The sequence below is a fragment of the Thiovibrio sp. Mzg5 genome, from assembly GCF_055379285.1.
In genome coordinates this window covers 253,191-272,497 of record NZ_AP022872.1, presented here as the reverse complement: position 1 = coordinate 272,497, position 19,307 = coordinate 253,191, and the positions used below count along the sequence as shown (strand labels likewise).

Below are 19,307 nucleotides of genomic sequence, written 5' to 3'. Positions count from 1 at the left end.
AATCGGAATCAGGCCCGGATGGAATAACCACCGTCCACGACGATGGTCTGCCCCTGGATCATGGCGGCCAGATCACTGCAGAGAAACAGGGCGACATCGGCCACATCCTCAGGGGTGGTGAGCCGTCCCATGGGGGTGCGTTGCAGGGCGCCATCAAGAATCTGTTCCCGGTTGGGAAATTTTTTCAAGGCCTCGGTATCCACGGCCCCGGCGCTGATGGTATTGACATTAATTCCCATCGGTCCCAGTTCCACGGCCAGATGACGAACCAGCGACTCAAGCGCCGCCTTGGAAGCGCCCACGGCCGTGTAATTCTCCACGGCCCGCACCGCTCCCATGCTGGAAACCGCCATGATCCTCGCGCCCTTGGCCATGAGCGGCACCGCCTGTTGGGTGAGGGAAAGCAGAGCCCGGGCATTGATCTCCATGGCCCAGTTCCAGTGGCGGCTGCTCAGCTCCAGCGCCGGTTTCAGAACACCGGAGGCGGCATTGCTGATGAGAAAATCAAGATGACCGAATTCGCTTTTGATCAGGGCGAACATGGTCTGCAGATCCTCGTCGTTGGCCACGTTGGCCTTGACCACCAGACAGCGCGCCCCTTTTTCCTCGATGAGCCGGGCAGTAGCTTCCGCGTCCTGCCGGTGGCGCACATAGTTCACCACCAGATCAACCCCGCTCTCCGCAAGCCGCAGGGCGATTGCCTTGCCGATCCCGCGCGAACTCCCGGTTACCAAGCCCACTTTTCCTTGTAGATTGTACATGACCGATACCCCTCTCTCTTATGGCTGCCCCGGTAAAGGGTTTAGGAGCCGTTACGAAACAAACTCTGTTTTCTTGACCATTTCCGTTACGGCTCCTTATGCCGTTTTAGCCATCCAAATAACGACATTCTTTTGTACAACGGCTTATGAGTAACAATGTGCTGGCCACGATAAAATTTTCAGGCGGGAAAGTAAAGAAGACTTTCCCGCCCTCTCGCTGTCCGGCACTCGGCGCCTTACCTGGCCAGGACCCTTTTGATGGCCCCCCGCAAGAGCCGCCAGGGATGAAAAGTCACCGGCCTCAAGCAGGAAGGAGCCTGAAATCCCTGGACCGCGACCTCTTCCACCCTGGCAAGCGGGAAAGAGAGCTCGTTAAGGGTGCTCCCAACAAGCGTGCGCCGCCGGCATTCCCGCCAGACAGGGCTTGCTTCAGGCGGAAGGCCCAGCACCGCGATCAGGGCGGTGTCCAGGGCCACGGGATTGAGCCCTGCCGCCAGCAGATGCAGAGGAAAGGGCTTGCCAGCCACCGGACCGTCGCAATGCATGGCCACCACTCCGTCGGCCAGGGTAATCCCCCCGGGCAACACACCGAGGAGACCGACCAGCATGGCCTCGAACCGGTTGTCGATATCGCCATACCGGGCATGGAGCCAGGGCTTGCGAAACCCCACCACTGCCCCGAAATAGTTCTTCACCGCCAAGCTCAGATAGAGTTGGCCATGGGCCTTGATCTTGGGCAGATTGGCCAGCAGATCACACTCGCCAACCGCCCGGGCCACCCCGACGGACAGCCCGGAGGCGAGGCGAACCGGTTGCGCTGCGTCGAAGTTGACCATGGTCACCGGCAATCCCTTAAGAGCCGCGCTGATCCCGCAGGCGGCCATGACGCCGAGGGCCGTGCCAAAGGCCGGAGAATCACCAACCCGCACCGTGGCCCCCTGGTCAAGAAACCACTCCGCCACCGCGGCGACAACCTCCGGGTGGGTACAAGCCAACCCTTTGTTCCGCACCGCCGTGACCAGATTGGGCTTGAGCAGCACCCTGCTTCCCGGGGAAACCCTGAAGCCCAGGGCATTGCACAACACCTCCACCCGCCCTTTCAACAACCGGCGGTCATACTGGCAACAGGGGACCAGGCCGACCTCACCTCCGCTGAGTTCCATATCCCCTCCTGCCAGGCGCCCGTGTTATCGCAAGCCTTTGGCATAACAGTCGTATCTTTTGCCGGTCATGCAGCATTACCCCGTATCCATCATGCATCTTGCCAATCCCTGATATTTTTTTGACGCCTAGCCTGGTTGAAGTCAAAATTGTGACGAAAGATTCCCGGACATCACTGCCCAAAAAAAGTCCGCCCCTCCTGGCTATTTTCCAGAAATACATTGAATTACCGATAATTTACATATACTGTTATACACAGTAAAAGCCTCGCGGCACAATGCTTGCTTTACAATCAAATTCAAGAGAGGGCTCCGGACTTTTCCGGCCTTCCTTTTTCCTCGAGGAGACTCAACCATGGCTGCGGAAAAAGACCCACCGGCAACAGAGCAGGCCCCCAACAAGAAATCCAAGATGGGTTTTTTCATCATCCTGGGTGTAGGCATCCTCGTCCTCGGCGGCGGAGGTTTTTTCGCCTATACCAAATTGCTGGCCCACAAACCAGCGGTTGAAGAGGTTGCCAGCCAGGAAGCAAAAAAAGGAGCCCCGCCGGTGATCGGAGAAATGCTGGTCATGGAACCCTTTATCGTCAACCTGGCCGATCCGAAAGGCAAACGCTACCTCAAGGTCAAGATCGAACTCGAACTGGAAAGCAAGGAGGCTGTGGACAAAGCCACCAAGGTGTCGCCCAAGCTGCGCGATATGGTGATCATGATGCTCACCAGCCTTGGCTTTGAAGAAATCATGACCCCGGAAGGCAAGATTCGGGTCCGCGATGAGTTGCTGGAGCGTTTCAACGAGATCATGCGCCCCGATCACATCAAGAATATTTATTTTACGGAATTTGTCGTGCAGTAGCCCCCCCGGCTTCTGCACGCTAACGCAAAAAACAGCCCACGACACCCAGCAAACGCCATGGAACAAATTCTCAGCCAGGACGAGGTTGACGCGCTACTCAAGGGTATTTCCGGCGGCGAGATCGAAGAGCCCGAAGAACCCATAGACGCTGACGCCCTTGGCTATCAGGCCTATGATTTTACCCGGCAGGAAAGGATTGTCCAGGTCAAGATGCCGGCCATGGAGGCGATCTCCGATGCCTTCATGCGTGCGGTCCGCACCTCGCTTTCCACCACCCTGCGCCGGATCATCGACCTGACCTCCGCCCCCCTCGAACTGGAGCGTTTCGGCGCCTTTGTCCGCACCCTGCCCGTGCCGAGCAGCCTGCAAATCTTCCGGATGGCGCCCTTTCGCGGTAGCGCCCTCATCGTCCTCGAGCCCAAGCTGGTGTTTACCCTGGTGGAGAATTTCCTGGGCGGCACCGGCACCAGAAACATCCGCATCGAGGGTCGCGATTTCACGGCCATCGAACAACGGCTCATCCGGCGGGTGGTGAATCTCCTGCTCAGCGATCTGGAAAAGGCCTGGTATTCCCTCCAGCCCCTTAAGGTTCAGTACATCAGAAGCGAGATCAATCCCCAGTTCGCCAAGATCTGTCAGCCCGAGGACGTGGTGATCATCAGCCGTTATGACGTGGACATGGACCGGGCCGTGGGCAGCATCACGGTCTGCATTCCCCTGAGCAATCTGGAATCGGTCAAGGGCAAGCTGCTGACCACCTTCCAGCGGGAGCAGAGCGACGAGGATATCAGCATCAAGCGCGTCCTCTCCGAAAACATCAAGAACATCCCGGTGGACTTTGTGGTGCAACTTGGCCACGCCACCATTTCCGCAGGCGATGTCATGGAGCTGGTGGTCGGCGACATCATTCAGCTGGAACGCCGCACCGACGACCTCCTGCCGGCCTTTGTCGCCGGACAAAGAAAATACATGGGAACCCCTGGCGTGCATCGCGGCAACAATGCACTGCTCATCAAGAAAAAGGTTCTTGACCCGAACAGGGAGTAAGCAACAGGCGCTTTTCCCGGCGAATGCCACACGGCGCCTGTGCCTGTACTAGAAAAGATCACCTGAAAAAGGAGAAACACCATGGCTGACGACCCGTTGGACGCCGCCGACACAAAGACCGAGACAGAGAACGCCGGTGATGATTGGGCTGCCGCCTTGAGCGAACATGCCGGTTCCGGAGGGGCTCAGGCCCCGGCCTTCGCCGAATTGGGCGGCACCGCGACCACCGCCCCGGCTGGCAGCCAGAACCTGGACTTTCTGCTGGATATCCCCTTGGATGTCACCGTGGAACTGGGGCGGACCAGCATGATCATCAACAAGATGCTGCAACTGACCCAAGGGTCGGTGGTCGAGCTCGACAAAGCAGCGGGCGAACCGGTGGAAATCTTTGTCAACGACAAGCTGCTGGGCAAAGGCGAAGTGATCGTGGTCAACGAGCGGTTCGGCGTACGGATCACCGAGATCATCAGCCAGGCGGACCGGATCAAGAACATCGGCTGAGCAAGCGCACCCTCTGGTTGCCGCCTATCGGCAAGGCTGAGAGAGAACCATTATGAAGATTTGGCAACCATCATCCAGACAAAAATCTCCTTGGCGAAAGGGAGTCGTCTTCTTGGGGATAAGCCTGCTGTATCAGCTCTCCTGTCCGTTGCTGCTCCTTGCCGCCGAACAGTTCGGCGGCGGAACCGGCGGGGGTGCCCCCTCGGCGATCCTCACCGGCAATCAGGAAACACTTTCCCTGACCACGACCATCTTCAAAACCCTTGGCTCACTGATCCTTGTGGTGGGCCTCATGCTCCTGCTCCTGGCCTGGATCAGAAAGATGGGTCTGGTCCGGGTCGGCGCCAGACAAGAAGGCCTGATCACCGTTCTCGACAGCCAGATGCTGGCCCCGAAAAAACAGGTGAGCGTTCTGGAGGTGGCAGGGACGTATCTGGTGGTCGGCCTCACCGAGCAGCAGATCACCCTGCTTGCCACCCTTGCCCCCAACGACCGCCTCACAAACGCCGCACATTCACGAAAAACGCCCTCCCCTTTGCCAGCTTCTTTTGCCTCCATGCTCAACAAGGCGGCCCAGGGGATCTCCGACTTGAAGCAAAAGAAGAAAAGGTCTGCCCATGCGGAATAAAGTGCCATCCTGGCCCATCCTCCTCGGCCTGCTCGCAGGATTCATCCTCCTCTGCCCCAACGAAGGCAGGGCCGTGACCCTGCCTACCCTGCAGATCGGCGTGGGCGAGGCCCAAAACCCCAAACAGGTTTCCAATCTCATCGAGATCCTGCTGCTGTTCACGGTGCTCTCCATGGCTCCGGCCATTCTGCTGATGATGACCTCCTTCACCCGGCTGGTGATTGCCTTTTCTTTTCTGCGCCAAGCCCTCGGCACCCAGCAGGTACCGCCGACCCAGGTCCTGGTTGGTCTGGCTCTCTTCCTGACCATGTTCATCATGACCCCGGTTTTCAACGAGATCAACACCACCGCCATCAAACCTTACATGGCCGAGCAGATCAACACGGAACAGGCCCTTGAGGCTGCGACAAAACCAGTGCGCGCCTTCATGTTCAAACAGACCCGGGAAAAAGACCTCGAACTCTTCCTTTCCCTGGCCAAAACCCCAAAACCGAAAAACAAGGAAGAAGTATCCACCGCCGTACTCATCCCGTCCTTCATGATCAGCGAGCTCAAAACCGCCTTCACCATCGGCTTTGTCCTCTTCCTGCCCTTCCTGATCATCGATATGGTGGTGGCCAGCATCCTGCTCTCCATGGGAATGATGATGCTGCCTCCGGTCATGGTCTCCCTGCCCTTCAAGCTCCTGCTTTTTGTGCTGGTGGATGGCTGGTACCTGATTGTGGGCTCGTTGGTTAAAAGCTTTGTGGTGTAATCTATGACTCCCGCCGAAGCCATCACCCTGACCCAGAATGCCGTTGTCCTGACCCTGTTGCTTTCCGCGCCGGTGCTGCTGGTGGCCATGGTGGTCGGCCTGCTGATCTCTCTTTTTCAGGCGGTCACCCAGATCCAGGAGATGACCCTGACCTTTGTCCCCAAGATCGTGGCCGTCATGGCGACCCTGCTGTTTCTTTCCTCCTGGATGATCACCAAGCTGACGGATTACACCCATGAACTGATCGTGAACCTGCCGAATATCATCCGTTGACGGAGAACCTGCACCCCATGCCCGAAGCCGCGCTGCTGAACTGGACCCTGACCCAACTCCTGTCCATGGTCATTATCCTGACCAGGGTGGCGCCGCTCCTGTTTTTCATGCCCGTCCTCGGCTCAACAAGCGTGCCGGCCCAGATCAAAATCCTCCTGGCCCTGATGACTGCCCTGGTCCTGCTGCCGGTGGTTCGGGTTGACCCACGTCTGATAAGCGGGGCGCCCCTTGGTTTTGTCGTGCTTGTCCTCACCGAGCTCCTGCTGGGCGCAACCCTGGCCGTTTTTGCCCGGTGCGTCTTTGCCGCCACGGAGATTGCCGGCCAGATGGTTGGCGTCCAAATGGGCATGGGTATGGCTGGCGTCATGGACCCCCAGTTCGGCACCCAGGTCTCGCTGATTGGCATGCTCTGGAACCTCACCGCCATCCTGATTTTCTTAAGCATCAACGGCCACCACATGTTTTTTTCCACTCTGGTGGAAAGCTTTGAGTGGCTTAAGCCCGGCACCGCCACCCTGACCAAGGCCACCTTCGAGGGACTCATGCAGGGGGCTTCCCACATGTTCGTCCTTTCCGTCAAGATCATGGCCCCGGCGGGAGCCGCCCTGTTTTTTACCCATGTGGCCATGGGTATCGTCGCCAAAACCGTTCCCCAGATCCCGATCATGATTGTCGGTCTGCCGCTCACCATTGGGGTTGGGCTGATTTTTGCCGGGTTGTCCCTGGCGTATCTGATGCCGTTGATGATCACGAATTTTGAGATGCTGGCCCGGCTCCTGCCCAGGCTGGCCATGGGCATGGGGGGCTGAAGCATGGCAGACGAATCCTCCGGCCAGGAAAAAAGCGAGGCTCCCACCTCCCGCCGCATTCAGGAGGCGAGAAAAAAAGGGGATGTTGCCAAGAGCATGGAAGTGCCTTCCGCCGCAGTCCTGCTCGTCGGTCTGCTTACCCTGTATTATTCAAGCGATTTCATGCTGAGGCAATTCTTCCTCCTGCTGAGGTATTACCTCGGCAACCTGCACACCATTACCATTACCCCGAACAACATGACCATGCTTACCCGGGAAACCATGTTCCAGACCGGACTCCTCGTCGCTCCGGTCATGGGCGCCATCTTCCTCACGGCCCTGGTCGCCAACTATGCCCAGGTCGGCATCCTGTTTACCACGGAAAAACTGGCGCCGAAATTCGACAAAATCGACCCGTTCCAGGGTCTTGCCCGTCTCTTTTCCAAGCAGGCCCTGGCCAATGTGTTCAAGTCCGTGGGCAAACTGCTCATCATCGGTTACGTTTCCTACACGGAGGTGATGAAGGCGCTGCCCGGCATCCTGCCCCTTATGGATCAGGAGCCCATGCCCATTCTTGCCTTCATGAGCAGGGTCGCCTTCTGGATTTTCCTGAAATCAGCTCTGATCATTGCGGTGCTCGCGGCAATGGACTATGCTTTCCAGCGTTGGCAGTTCATGGAAAAAATGAAGATGACCAAGCAGGAGATCAAGGACGAAGCCAAACAGACCGAAGGCGACCCGCATGTCAAGGGACGCATCCGGGCCATCCAGATGCAGATGGCCCGACAACGAATGATGTCCGAGGTGCCCAAGGCCGATGTGGTGATCACCAACCCCACCCGGTTGGCCATTGCCCTGCGCTACGATGCGCTGGCCATGGCCGCGCCCATGGTGCTGGCAAAGGGCGCCGGGGTTATCGCCCAGAAAATCCGGGAAATCGCCGAGGAACACTCCATTCCCCTGGTCGAAGACAAACCCCTGGCCCAGGCCCTGTATAAAAACACGGGTCTCAACGAGACCATCCCGGAAAACCTGTTCCAGACCGTGGCCGAGGTTTTGGCTTATGTTTACAGCGTCAAACGGAAAAGAGCCTGATGGCAATGAATACGGCAAAACAAGTGCACAGTGCATCTACCCTGGGCATCATTACCACAGCGGGACCGCTCAACCATGGCAGATAACACCGGCGCCGTAACAGGGCTGAAAGCAGTCAATTTCGAGATGTCGGGCCTCTTCGTGGCGCTCGGGGTCGTGGCCATCCTCATGGTCATGATCGTCCCGCTGCCGCCCTTCCTGCTCGACATGCTGCTTTCCTTCAACATCACCATCGGCTTGCTCATCCTGCTGATGAGTATGTACAACACCAACGCGCTGGACTTTTCCTCCTTTCCCTCACTGCTGCTGATCACCACCCTCTTCAGGCTGGCGCTCAATATCGCCTCGACCCGGCTCATCCTGCTCCATGGCCACGAAGGCCCGGGCGCGGTGGGCCACGTCATCCAGTCCTTCGGCAATTTTGTGGTGGGTGGCAACTTCGCCGTGGGCATCATTATCTTCCTGATCATGGTGCTCATCAATTTCATCGTTATCACCAAGGGCTCCGGCCGTATTGCCGAGGTGGCGGCCCGCTTCACCCTGGACGCCATGCCCGGCAAACAGATGGCCATTGACGCGGACCTCAACGCCGGCCTGATCAACGAGGCGGAGGCCAAACGCCGCCGCTCGGAGGTCAGCCGTCAATCGGAATTCTACGGGGCCATGGACGGTGCCAGCAAGTTCGTGCGCGGCGAGGCCGTGGCCAGTTTGGTGATCATGGTCATCAATATCATCGGCGGGTTCTTCATCGGCGCCCTCATGCAGAACATGCGGGCGGCCCAAGCGGCGGAAACCTACACCCTGCTTACCATCGGCGACGGGCTGGTCTCCCAGATCCCGGCCCTGATCATCTCCACCTCCGCAGGTATCATTGTCAGCCGGGCCGCCTCCGATGTGAGCATGGGCAAGGAGTTCATGCAACAATTCGGGCACCAGCCCCAGGCCCTGGCGGTTTCTTCCGGAATCATCATCATGTTCGGCCTGGTGCCGGGTCTGCCGCATCTCCCCTTTATCATCCTGGGCATAGCCCTGGGCGCCATCTCCCTGATGGCCTTCAATAAAACCGCCACCGACAAGGAAGAGCTGAAGGTCGAGGCAGAAAAAGAGAAAAAAGCGGCCGCCCCGCTGCCCGGCGCACCGGAAACAGTGGAAAGCTTGCTTCCCCTCGATGTGTTGCAGCTTGAAGTCGGCTACGGCCTCATTCCCCTGGTGGACGAGACCCAGGAGGGCGATCTGCTGGAAAGGATCCGGGCCATCCGTCGACAATTTGCCATGGATATGGGCATGATTATCCCGCCCTTGCATGTGCGCGACAATCTCCAGCTCAAGCCAGACCAGTATGTCCTGCTCCTCAAAGGGGTGGAGGTGGCCAGGGGCGAGATCATGATGGGCCATCTGCTGGCCATGGACTCCGGCATGGCCAAACGGAAGATCGAAGGGATTCCCACCATGGAACCCGCCTTCCAGCTGCCCGCCCTCTGGATAGACCAGGAGAAGAAAGACGAGGCCCAGGTGGCGGGCTACACCGTGGTTGATCCCTCCACGGTCATCGCCACCCATCTCACCGAGGTGCTGCGCACCCACGCCGACGAGCTGCTGGGCCGCCAGGACACCCAGAAACTTCTGGACAATCTGGCCAAAACCCAGCCCAAGGTGGTGGAAGAGCTGGTGCCCGGCCTGCTGCCCCTGGGGCTGGTCCAGAAGGTGCTCCAAAATCTCCTGCGGGAACGGGTATCCCTGCGCGACCTGCTGACCATCTGCGAGACCCTGGCCGACTTCGCTCCCCTGGGCAAGGATCCGGACATCCTCACCGAATATGTGCGCCAAAAGCTGGCGCGCTCCATTATCAGCTCCTTCACCGACGACCAGGGAACGCTGACCGTCCTTACCCTCTCCACCCAGGTGGAAGATCTGATCCGCGAATCGCTCCAGAAAAGCGACCACGGCGTGTTCCTCAATCTGGAACCGAACCTGGCCCAACGGTTGCTGGCCTCGGCCAAGACCCTGGTGGAAAAGGTTTCCCTGGACGGCTACCAGCCCATCATCATCTGTTCCCCGATTATCCGCCGCCATTTCCGGCGGCTCCTGGAAAGGTTCATGCCCCACGTCATGGTCCTTTCCCATAACGAGTTGACCGCGCAGACCCAACTGCAATCCCTGGGGACCATCGAACTCAACCCCAAAAAATAGGTAACGATCCCGCTTGATGCCGAAATTTAACGAACACCACGGAATGTAACTGTTCATCAGTGCCGCAGATGCGCGAAAGAGGCCTGCGAAGTGTGCTGTTGCCCATGAGCAGGCCGATGACAAAGCAGATGCGGTGCTGCTGGGCAGTTACAGAAATAGAGGAGTGAGGAGCAGCGATGCGAATCAAACGTTTTGAAGCCTCGGATACCCACAGCGCCATGGCCATGGTCAAGGAAGAACTTGGGGAGGATGCGGTTATTCTTTCGACCCGCAACCTTCCCGGAAAAAGCAGCTCCGCCAGAGGCGGACCGAGGATTGAGGTCGTGGCGGCCATGGAATATGACCCGGAGCCGGAAATTACCGTGCCCCCCCCGGAAGCACCCGGCACGGAAGGAAGACGACCAAAGACGGTGGGATACGGCTATCAGTCCGTGCGGCAGGTGCAGCCAAAGGAGGCACCACGGCGGGAAGCACCAAAACCTGCCTTTGGCAGCAGACTTTCCGCCGAGCTTTCCGCCCGCGCCCTGCCGGTCGAAAAGGCAGCCAAGGCAGCCACAGCCGCCCAGGTCCATTTTGAATCCAATGACCTGCGCCTGCGCTTTGCCAATTTCCTGCGGCGTCAATACTGCGCCAAGGAAGAGCTTGAGGGCCGCGCCGTCTCGGGTCCGGCCACCGGCGAAGCCGCCCGGAAAAACGCCCGGCCCGACCCGAAACAGGTTGCCCAGTGGCGGGACAAGATCATCGATCAGTTACAGATAACCCCACTGAGCATCGGGATCAGCAAGGCGCCCACCGTGGTGGCCCTGATCGGCCCCACCGGAGTGGGCAAGACCACGACCGCCGCAAAAATCGCCGCTTGGTACAGCATCCATGAAGGGATGAAGGTGGCGCTCCTCTCCATGGATTGCTACCGGATCGGGGCCACGGACCAGCTGCGGACCTATGCCAAGATCATGCGCTTGCCCTGCGAAATCGCCTTGCGCAAAAGGGATCTGCAGGCGGCTCTGCTTCGCCATCAAGACAAGGATCTGATCATCATCGACACTGCGGGCAAGAGCCCTTATGATCCGAACCACATCAGGGAGCTGGGCGAATGGTTTTCCCTGAAAAACGGGATAGAGCCGTATCTCGTCCTCAGCGCCACCTGCAAAAAAGAAGACCTACAACAGATCCTCACCACCTATGAGCCCCTGCGGGTCAAGGGGCTGATTCTCTCCAAGCTCGATGAAACCAGGGCATACGCTACCCTCTGCCAGCTGCTGGCCGGGACGGCGCTGCCCATTTCCTGCCTATGCACCGGCCAGAGGGTTCCGGAGGATTTCCTCCTTGCCTCCCGGGAGTTCTTGCAGACCCTGTTCGGGCAGGGATGGCAGGCAGCCGCCGGCGAACTTGCCACCGAGGCCCAAGACAGGTGGACCCAATGACCAACTCCGTGGTGATCCCATGAATCAGGCAGAAACACTGGAACGGATTATGACCCACTCACAACCCCAGAAGAAAAGAATGGCCGCGCCCCGCAACAGCGCCGAGCCCCAGCCCCGGGTGATCTGCGTGACCAGCGGCAAGGGCGGGGTCGGCAAAACCAATATCGTCACCAATCTTGGTTATAACCTGGCAAAGGCTGGCAAAAAGGTGCTGATCCTTGATGCGGATCTGAATCTGGCCAACGTCGATATCCTGTTGGGGCTGACTCCGCGCTACAACCTCCACCACGTTTTCATGGGCGAAAAATCGCTGGCCGAGGTTCTGGTGCAGGGTCCGGAGGGGTTGCTCATCCTGCCGGCCAGCTCCGGGATCATGGAACTGGCGGACCTCACGGAACAGCAACGGTTGTACTTTCTTTCCGAGATGTCCGCCCTGGCCCAGAAGATCGATATCATGCTGATCGATACGGCCGCGGGCATTAACAACAATGTGATCTACTTCAATCTGGCCGCTCGGGAACGCATCGTCATCCTGACCCCGGAACCAACCTCCCTAACCGATGCCTACGCGCTGGTCAAGGTGCTCTCCAGCAGGCACGACGTAAAAAAGTTCCGCATCCTGGTCAATCTTGCCCGCTCCGAAAAGGAGGCCCTGGCCGTTTTTCGAAAGTTGAGCATTGTAGCCGACCGTTTTCTGGACTCGCTTTCCCTGGATTATCTCGGGTACATCCCCTATGATAGCAAACTGCCCACTGCGGTTCGCGAACAGCGACTGGTGTCGGACATCTTCCCGGATGCCCCATCCAGTAAGATGTTCAGCAAACTGGCCGGAAACATCTTCCAGGAAGAGCCCGAGATGAAAGCCGACGGCAACATAAAATTTTTCTGGCAGGGACTCGTTGATCTGTAATATACTTTTCCATATTGCAGGCCACCAATCCCCTTTGCCCCAACGGGCCTACCCGGTATGAGCAAACAGCCGTCACCCAAGTTCAAGGACTATACGAATACTTTTTTCAGCCAGGTGGAACCGCTCAGCGCCGAAAAACGCAACGAGCTGATTCTGACCTACACCCCGCTGATCAAGTATATCGCGGCACGCTTGGCGGCGCGTCTCCCCGCGCAGGTGTCGCTCGATGATCTGATCAGTTGCGGGATCATCGGCCTTATTGACGCCATCAACAAATTTGATATCTCCAAAAATGTTCAGTTCAAAACCTATGCCGAATTCCGGGTTAAAGGAGCGATGCTGGACGAGCTTCGTGCTTTGGACTGGGTTCCACGCTCGGTTCGACGAAAAACCACGGATCTGGAGAAAGCCTATGCCGACATCGAAAAACAGGTGGGCAGACCAGCCACGGATGAAGAAGTAGCCGAGACCATGGGCCTTGGTCTGGATGATTTCTACAAACTGCTCGATGAAACCAAATCCGTTTCCTTCATGGATATCGAATTTCTCCGGCAGAAAGCAACGGAGGCGAACGATCCCACCCTGGCCGAGACCTTTGCCATGGACGACCGCGACCCCTTCACGGCCATCAACCTGGCCCAGATCAGGGAACTCATCGCCAATGCCATCTCCGATCTGCCGGAGAAGGAAAAACTGACCGTCTCCCTCTATTATCAGGACGAACTCACGATGAAGGAAATCGGCGAAGTGATGGGCTATACGGAATCCCGCATTTCGCAGATGCACAGCAAGGCCATGTTCCGCCTCCGCGCCAAACTGAAAAAGACCCTGGCAAGTTGAGCGGCGACTGAGGCGCACAACTTTTTTTTATGCAAAACTCTTGAGAAAAATCCAGAAGAAGGGGCCGACTCTTCATAACCCTCTTTTTTTATTTCCAAAATCAACTGTTACAGTTACAATAAATAAAATGTGGTTGCTTTTCCATACTGCGAACATGCCCCAAGCCACTCGTACCATAAAGCTGTTAGGGAGGAAATATGGCTGCTGATCCTAATATGAAAATTCTCGTGGTTGACGATTTTGCCACCATGCGGCGCATAATCAAAAACATTCTCACCCAGCTTGGCTTCAAAAACATCATTGAAGCGGACGACGGCACCACCGCCCTGGATGTGCTCAAATCAGAAAAAATCGGCCTCATCGTCTCAGACTGGAATATGCCGAAAATGACCGGCCTGGACCTGCTGAAAGCCGTGCGGGCCGACGCCAGCCTAGCCAATACGCCTTTCATCATGGTGACTGCGGAAGCACAGCAGGACAATATTATCCTGGCGGTCAAGGCCAAGGTCAGCCAGTACATCGTTAAACCATTCACCGCCGAAACACTTTCCGAAAAACTCAACAAAATATTCTAATCTAAAATATGGCTGACGACCGCCCTCCCCAGTCCGTTGACCAGTTCGCCAGCACAGAGACCCCTGCTGACCAAGACGAAACAAACTGGGGAGAAGACTGGGAATCCGCCTTCCAGGCCGAGGATGATGCGTTTTTCTCCAGCGAGAAAGACGAGGATTTCTTCCTCGAGGAAAACGAGCCGACCGTAACGGCCGGAGTTGCAGCGCAAGAACTTGACTCCTCCCTGGAAAAGACCCTGGCCGGCATCCCGGATCAAGGTGTCGCTGCCGGCACTTCCCCAGCAAAATACCTTGTCGGCGCAGGAGCACTCACCGCCCTTTTTCTCTCCGCCAAGACAGCCGCGCAAAAACAGTTCGCCCGCCTCCAGTCTTTTCCCCTTTTTGTCCGCATCCCCCTCTATGCCCTCCCTTTTCTCCTTGTCGGCCTTTTGTTTGCCTTGAGTGGCACCTCAACGCCTCCCCCAACAGCCATCTCCGTTTCCCCCGACACGAGGACAAGCGCAGCAACCCCCCCAGAATTTGGCCAGGCCAGCCAGCTTCATCCGGGGAAAGTCAGAAAAAAATGGGCCTTCCCCGCTTTCATTATTCCGGTGAACAATCCGGCCAGTGATCAGCCGGTAACCTTTGTCCTCGTTGACATCACCCTCATCGCCTCCCTTGGAGAGCAGGAAGATCCCCCTGCCGACAAAAAAATCTTTGTCCGCGACATCATCTATCAATTCTTTCAAAACAAGCCCCTTGAGGAATTGCGCCGATTTTCCCTGGCCCGGGGCGAGATGAACAAAGAACTTCGCGCCTGGCTCCTCAAACAATGGCCCGAGGCGCCCATCGAATCAATTATCTTTAACCAGTACCATCTCTCCTGACCCCCCCTGTCCATACCTTCCATAATAGAAAAAGTACAAATTTGTAGTTAATTTAAATTTTTTCCACTTTTTTGTTATTTTACCCCCATCCCCCCGCACCGATCACAAGCACGATATCACCAGAGAATCAATACGTTAGCAATAAATAACCCGCTGGCACGACATTTGCTTTTGTTTTCAGTCAGCATGCATAGCTACCCAATGACAGACGAACAACTCTAAATTATGAGCACAGAGAGAGGAGACGTTTATGGACACAGGTGATACCGCATTCATGCTGATTGCCACCGCCCTGGTCATGCTGATGACCCCGGGGCTGGCGCTTTTTTATGGCGGCATGGTTCGCTCAAAAAATGTTTTAAGTACGGTTTTGCAAAGTTTTGTCTGCCTTGGCGTTGTCACGATCATCTGGGTGATCTACGGCTATTCCTTGGCCTTTGGCCCTGACGTGGGCGGCCTGATCGGCAATCTGGACTGGGCCGGTCTCGCCGGAGTCGGCCTTGAGCCCGGCAAGTACTCGGCAACCATTCCCCACCTGCTCTTCTGCGCCTTCCAGCTGATGTTCGCCGTCATCACCCCGGCTCTGATCACCGGCACCTTTGCGGAACGGGTCAAGTTCCCCGCCTTTCTTCTCTTTACCGTCCTTTGGTCCACCCTGGTCTATCTGCCCGTGTGCCACTGGGTCTGGGGCGGAGGCTGGATCAGCGGCCACGGCGGCCTTGATTTCGCAGGCGGCACCGTCATCCACATCAACTCCGGCGCGGCAGCCCTGGTCGCCGCCCTGATGTTCGGCAAACGCAAGGGTTGGGGCAAGGAGTCCTTTCATCCCCACAACCTGACCATGACCATGCTGGGCGCCGGCATTCTCTGGTTCGGCTGGTTCGGCTTCAACGCAGGCAGCGCCTTATCGGCAAACGGCGTCGCGGTCAACGCCTTCTTCACCACCCAGGTCGCCACCGGCGCGGCCCTGCTTTCCTGGTTGATCGCGGAATGGCTGGTGCAGGGCAAGCCCACCACCCTGGGTGCTGCTTCCGGCGCCATCGCCGGCCTGGTCGCCATCACCCCAGGCGCCGGGTTTGTCGGCCCCACCTCGGCCGTATTCATTGGCTTGGTTGCCGGCGCCCTCTGCTACTTCGCGGTGCTGGCCAAGAGCCGGATCGGTTATGACGATGCCCTTGACGTGGTTGGGGTCCATGGCGTGGGCGGTCTCTGGGGTGCTCTGGCCACCGGCCTGTTCGCTACCACCGCGGTCAATGCTGCGGGCAAGGACGGCCTCTTTTTCGGCAATCCGCAGCTCCTGGGAATCCAGGCCATGGACGCCCTTACAACCATTGGGTACTCGGTTGTGGTAACATTCATAATCCTCAAGGTTGTTGACCTGGTGATCGGTCTCCGGGTGAGCGCAGAAGAAGAGGAACAGGGGCTGGATCTGACCCAGCACAGCGAAATCGGGTACTCGCTCTAACAGCGTCAGCGCTCCGGGGGCAAGCGTCACTCCCTGCCCCCGCCGCTGCCCACTGCCACCGCAAAGAAAAGGTAACTATCCAGCGTGAAGCCGGAAAGCGAGAAAAACCAACGAAGCGTAACTGTTCGGCAGCACCGCAGAGCTGCGAGAAAGAGGTCGGCGACGTGTGCTGGTGCACATAAGCCGGCCGATGACAACGCAGATGCGATGCTGCCGGGCAGTTACAAGAAAAGGAGAATTGCATGAAGAAGATCGAGGCAATCATCAAACCGTTCAAACTGGACGAGGTCAAGGACGCCTTGAACGACATGGGCATCAAGGGCATGACCATCTCCGAGGTCAAGGGATACGGTCGCCAAAAAGGACACAAGGAAATCTACCGCGGCGCGGAGTACATCGTCGATTTTATCCCCAAGGTCAAGATCGAGATCATTGTGGAGGCCGGCATGGTGGAGGCCGTGGTTAACCGGATTCGGGAAACCGCCAACACCGGCAAGATCGGCGACGGCAAGATTTTCGTCCTGCCGGTGGAAGAGGTTATCCGCGTCCGCACGGGGGAAACCGGGAAAGAGGCGATCTAGGGTGGTGGATGTTGAGCTACGGGCAAAGCGGGACGCCCTGGAGTATCTCTGGCGCCAGGGGTTGAGTGGCCAACCCCTGCTCCACAGACACTCGCAGCTCATCGACGACTATCTGGTTTCCTGCTTCGCCAACTGCCCGGAGGCAGGCGAGGGCATGAGCCTTGTCGCCCTTGGCGGCTACGGCCGAAGAGAGCTCTTTCCCTATTCGGACATCGACCTTCTCCTGCTCCATGCGCCCGAGGACGAGGATCGCCTCGGGCCGGTAACCGAGGCCCTGTTTTATCCCCTGTGGGATGCGGGCCTTGAGGTAGGGCACGGGGTAAGAACCATGGAAGCCTGCCTCGCTGACGCCAGGCAGGACTTCTTTTTTCAGGTGGCGCTGCTGGACGCTCGCCATCTGGCGGGCTCGACGCAACTTTTCACCACAATGCACCAGGCCTTTCACCGGGAATTAATAGCGGGGCACCGACGAGAATTCTTGCAAAACATGATGCAGCACCGCAACGAACGCCATCAACGGTATGGCATGCACAGCTATCAGCTGGAGCCGCACATCAAGGAAAGCCGGGGCGGCTTCCGCGATATCCAGGCCATGCTCTGGGTGAGCCATGCCCTTTTCGACCTGAAAGAACTGCAGGCCATCGAGGAAGCAGGCCTGATCTCGCCTCCGGAAAAAGAAGCCTTTGCCCAGGCCTGGGATTTCCTGATCAAGATCCGCAACCGGCTCCACTACCTCAGCGGCCGAAAAAACGACCAGCTATTCTTCGAATATCAGGTGGAGATGGCCAAGGCCTTCAAATATCCGGACACCCCCGGCACCCTGGGGGTTGAGCGCTTCATGCAGGATATCTACCGGCATCTGCAAACCATTGCCACCACCACCGACCTGTTTTTTGAACATGTCGATGAAACCCTGGGCTCCCCGCGCCCCAACCCGGTGGAACAGGCCATCGAGACAGGAATCACGGTGCGTCAAGACCGCCTCCATCTCACCGACCAGGCGCTGATCGAGAAGCGCCCCCACCTGCTGATGCGCCTCTTTGCCCAGGCCGGAAAAACGGGCCTTGAGATCCATCATCGCAGCAGGAAGATCGTTACCGCCAACCTGCATCTGGTGGACGACCGGCTGCGCCACTCAAAACGGATGGCCAAGGCCTTTTTCGATGTCCTGGAAAACGCGCGGGACGTGCAGGGTGTCCTTTCGGTCATGCTGGACACCGGCCTGCTCACCGCCTATCTCCCGGAATTTGAGCAAATCCGCGCCCTGGCCCAGCACGATGTCTACCATGTTTTCACGGTTGACCGGCACCTCCTGCAAACCGTGGCGGAGCTGAAAAAACTTTCCCTGAGCACAACCCCTTTCGCAGGCGTCGAATCTCCCCATGTCCTCTCTCTGGCCGCCCTTCTGCACGACATCGGCAAGGGCCACCACGAAGATCACGCCCAGCGGGGCAGCAAACTTGCCGTCGGGGTGGGCAAGCGGTTGGGATTGACCGAGGCGGAGACAGCCTGCCTCAGCTTTCTCGTGGAAAACCATCTCTTCCTCACCGTGACCGCCCTGCGCCGCGACCTTGAGGATGACGCCTTTATCCGGCAATGCGCCGAGCAGATCCAGACCCCGGAACGTCTGACCATGCTCTACCTGCTCTCCATCGCCGATGCCAAGGCCACCGGCCCCACGGCCTGGACCGAATGGAAGGGCGCCCTGCTCCTGGAAATCTCCCTCAAGATCGCCCACCTGCTGGGGCGAAAGGATACGATTCTTCCCGACAAAAGCCAGGGTGCCGAATGGATGTGCCAACAGGTGCGCGCCTTGATGGGGAAGAGTGCCCCGTCCGATTGCAAGATCCTGCCGGAGGAATACCTGCTGAGCTTTCCCCCGGAAGAGGTGGCCCACCACCTCAAGCTGCGCGCCGGGCTAAAAGAGGAAAAAAAGGCCATCATCGAACCGGCCGATCACACCCTGTTCTGGTCGGTCCTGGTTATGGCCCACGATTCCACCGGCCTGCTGGCCAAAATCTGCGGCACCCTGGCCCTGCATGGCCTCAATGTGGTGAGCGCCCAGATCTTCACCTGGGAAGACGGCACGGCGGTGGATGTGCTCAATGTCCGCCCCGCGGCGGAGCAGACCTACGCGGAGCAGGAGTGGCGGGCGCTCAGCGAGGACCTCAATCTGGCCCTGAAAAACCGGCTTGGCCTCAGCCACCGTCTGGTCGACAAGTTCCGCACCGCCTTGCGCACCCCCGGCCAAAAAAACGTGCAGGCCGCCCCGCGGGTTGTTATAGACAATAAGGCTTCGGAACAGTATACGATCATCGAGGTTTTCGCCAATGACCGGCCCGGGTTGCTCTACGACATCACCCGAACCCTGGCCGATTTTGAACTCAACATCCACCGGGCCAGAATCGGCTCGGACGGCGATCAGGTGGTGGATGTTTTCTACACCCTGGACTCCTTTGCCACCAAGATCAACAACCCCTCCTTCCAGGAAGAAATTTCACAGGCCCTTCTCCATATCGCCGAAAATGAGACCGGGACGGGAGCAAAACTCCAATGGTAAACACCTGGCACGGAAACAACGCCAACCCCCAGC

The 19,307-nt window shown here is 57.9% G+C and carries 19 protein-coding genes; 17 read left to right on the top strand and 2 right to left on the bottom strand.

All coding sequences use genetic code 11. The annotated features are described in order from the left end of the window. Positions 1-8 precede the first annotated feature (8 nt). On the bottom strand, positions 9-761 hold the full coding sequence (fabL, locus tag ACZ46D_RS01250; RefSeq protein WP_464928223.1) for an enoyl-[acyl-carrier-protein] reductase FabL: 753 nt from the start codon (positions 759-761) through the stop codon (positions 9-11). A 236-nt stretch (positions 762-997) separates the two neighbouring features. Beyond that, positions 998-1,924, bottom strand: a complete 927-nt coding sequence (locus ACZ46D_RS01245) for a DUF362 domain-containing protein (RefSeq protein ID WP_464928222.1) — start codon at positions 1,922-1,924, stop codon at positions 998-1,000. Positions 1,925-2,276: 352 nt separating this feature from the next. Here ACZ46D_RS01245 and ACZ46D_RS01240 point away from each other — a divergent pair, with 352 nt between their 5' ends. The 17 genes from ACZ46D_RS01240 (at position 2,277) to glnD (ending at position 19,274) form a co-directional block, all read left to right on the top strand. Further along, positions 2,277-2,777, top strand: coding sequence for a flagellar basal body-associated FliL family protein (locus ACZ46D_RS01240; RefSeq protein WP_464928221.1), 501 nt, complete (start codon positions 2,277-2,279; stop codon positions 2,775-2,777). 57 nt (positions 2,778-2,834) lie between these two features. Further along, entirely contained in the window at positions 2,835-3,824 is a 990-nt protein-coding gene (gene fliM, locus ACZ46D_RS01235; RefSeq protein ID WP_464928220.1) for a flagellar motor switch protein FliM, read from the top strand. Positions 3,825-3,905: 81 nt separating this feature from the next. Continuing rightward, positions 3,906-4,325: a flagellar motor switch protein FliN gene (gene fliN, locus ACZ46D_RS01230; protein WP_464928219.1), complete on the top strand. Its 420-nt coding sequence runs from the start codon at positions 3,906-3,908 to the stop codon at positions 4,323-4,325. 112 nt (positions 4,326-4,437) lie between these two features. Continuing rightward, positions 4,438-4,953 carry a flagellar biosynthetic protein FliO gene (locus tag ACZ46D_RS01225; RefSeq protein ID WP_464928218.1) on the top strand — a complete coding sequence of 172 codons (516 nt, stop codon included), beginning with the start codon at positions 4,438-4,440 and terminating at the stop codon, positions 4,951-4,953. Then, a complete protein-coding gene (fliP, locus tag ACZ46D_RS01220) occupies positions 4,943-5,707 on the top strand; it encodes a flagellar type III secretion system pore protein FliP (RefSeq protein ID WP_464928217.1) in 765 nt (254 codons plus the stop codon). The genes ACZ46D_RS01225 and fliP overlap by 11 nt, the downstream gene beginning before the upstream one ends. A gap of 3 nt (positions 5,708-5,710) precedes the next feature. Then, positions 5,711-5,980 (top strand): flagellar biosynthesis protein FliQ, encoded by a 270-nt coding sequence (fliQ, locus tag ACZ46D_RS01215; RefSeq protein ID WP_464928216.1) that lies wholly within the window; start codon positions 5,711-5,713, stop codon positions 5,978-5,980. 17 nt (positions 5,981-5,997) lie between these two features. Beyond that, on the top strand, positions 5,998-6,789 hold the full coding sequence (gene fliR, locus ACZ46D_RS01210; protein WP_464928215.1) for a flagellar biosynthetic protein FliR: 792 nt from the start codon (positions 5,998-6,000) through the stop codon (positions 6,787-6,789). 3 nt (positions 6,790-6,792) lie between these two features. Further along, positions 6,793-7,863, top strand: coding sequence for a flagellar biosynthesis protein FlhB (flhB, locus tag ACZ46D_RS01205; RefSeq protein ID WP_464928214.1), 1,071 nt, complete (start codon positions 6,793-6,795; stop codon positions 7,861-7,863). 75 nt (positions 7,864-7,938) lie between these two features. Beyond that, positions 7,939-10,053 carry a flagellar biosynthesis protein FlhA gene (gene flhA, locus ACZ46D_RS01200; RefSeq protein WP_464928213.1) on the top strand — a complete coding sequence of 705 codons (2,115 nt, stop codon included), beginning with the start codon at positions 7,939-7,941 and terminating at the stop codon, positions 10,051-10,053. 176 nt (positions 10,054-10,229) lie between these two features. Continuing rightward, entirely contained in the window at positions 10,230-11,477 is a 1,248-nt protein-coding gene (gene flhF / locus ACZ46D_RS01195; RefSeq protein ID WP_464928212.1) for a flagellar biosynthesis protein FlhF, read from the top strand. Between the two features lie 49 nt (positions 11,478-11,526). Continuing rightward, complete coding sequence (locus ACZ46D_RS01190) at positions 11,527-12,387, top strand: MinD/ParA family protein (protein ID WP_464928211.1); 861 nt, start codon at positions 11,527-11,529, stop codon at positions 12,385-12,387. Between the two features lie 57 nt (positions 12,388-12,444). Further along, the gene (locus tag ACZ46D_RS01185) at positions 12,445-13,227 is read left to right on the top strand and encodes a FliA/WhiG family RNA polymerase sigma factor (RefSeq protein WP_464928210.1); all 783 of its coding nucleotides are present in this window, start codon (positions 12,445-12,447) and stop codon (positions 13,225-13,227) included. A gap of 197 nt (positions 13,228-13,424) precedes the next feature. After that, positions 13,425-13,802 carry a response regulator gene (locus ACZ46D_RS01180; protein WP_464928209.1) on the top strand — a complete coding sequence of 126 codons (378 nt, stop codon included), beginning with the start codon at positions 13,425-13,427 and terminating at the stop codon, positions 13,800-13,802. A gap of 8 nt (positions 13,803-13,810) precedes the next feature. Beyond that, positions 13,811-14,668 (top strand): flagellar basal body-associated FliL family protein, encoded by an 858-nt coding sequence (locus ACZ46D_RS01175; RefSeq protein ID WP_464928208.1) that lies wholly within the window; start codon positions 13,811-13,813, stop codon positions 14,666-14,668. Positions 14,669-14,918: 250 nt separating this feature from the next. Continuing rightward, the gene (locus tag ACZ46D_RS01170) at positions 14,919-16,133 is read left to right on the top strand and encodes an ammonium transporter (RefSeq protein WP_464928207.1); all 1,215 of its coding nucleotides are present in this window, start codon (positions 14,919-14,921) and stop codon (positions 16,131-16,133) included. 242 nt (positions 16,134-16,375) lie between these two features. Next, entirely contained in the window at positions 16,376-16,714 is a 339-nt protein-coding gene (locus ACZ46D_RS01165) for a P-II family nitrogen regulator (RefSeq protein ID WP_464928206.1), read from the top strand. Positions 16,715-16,718: 4 nt separating this feature from the next. Next, positions 16,719-19,274 (top strand): [protein-PII] uridylyltransferase, encoded by a 2,556-nt coding sequence (gene glnD, locus ACZ46D_RS01160; RefSeq protein ID WP_464928205.1) that lies wholly within the window; start codon positions 16,719-16,721, stop codon positions 19,272-19,274. Positions 19,275-19,307 lie beyond the last annotated feature (33 nt).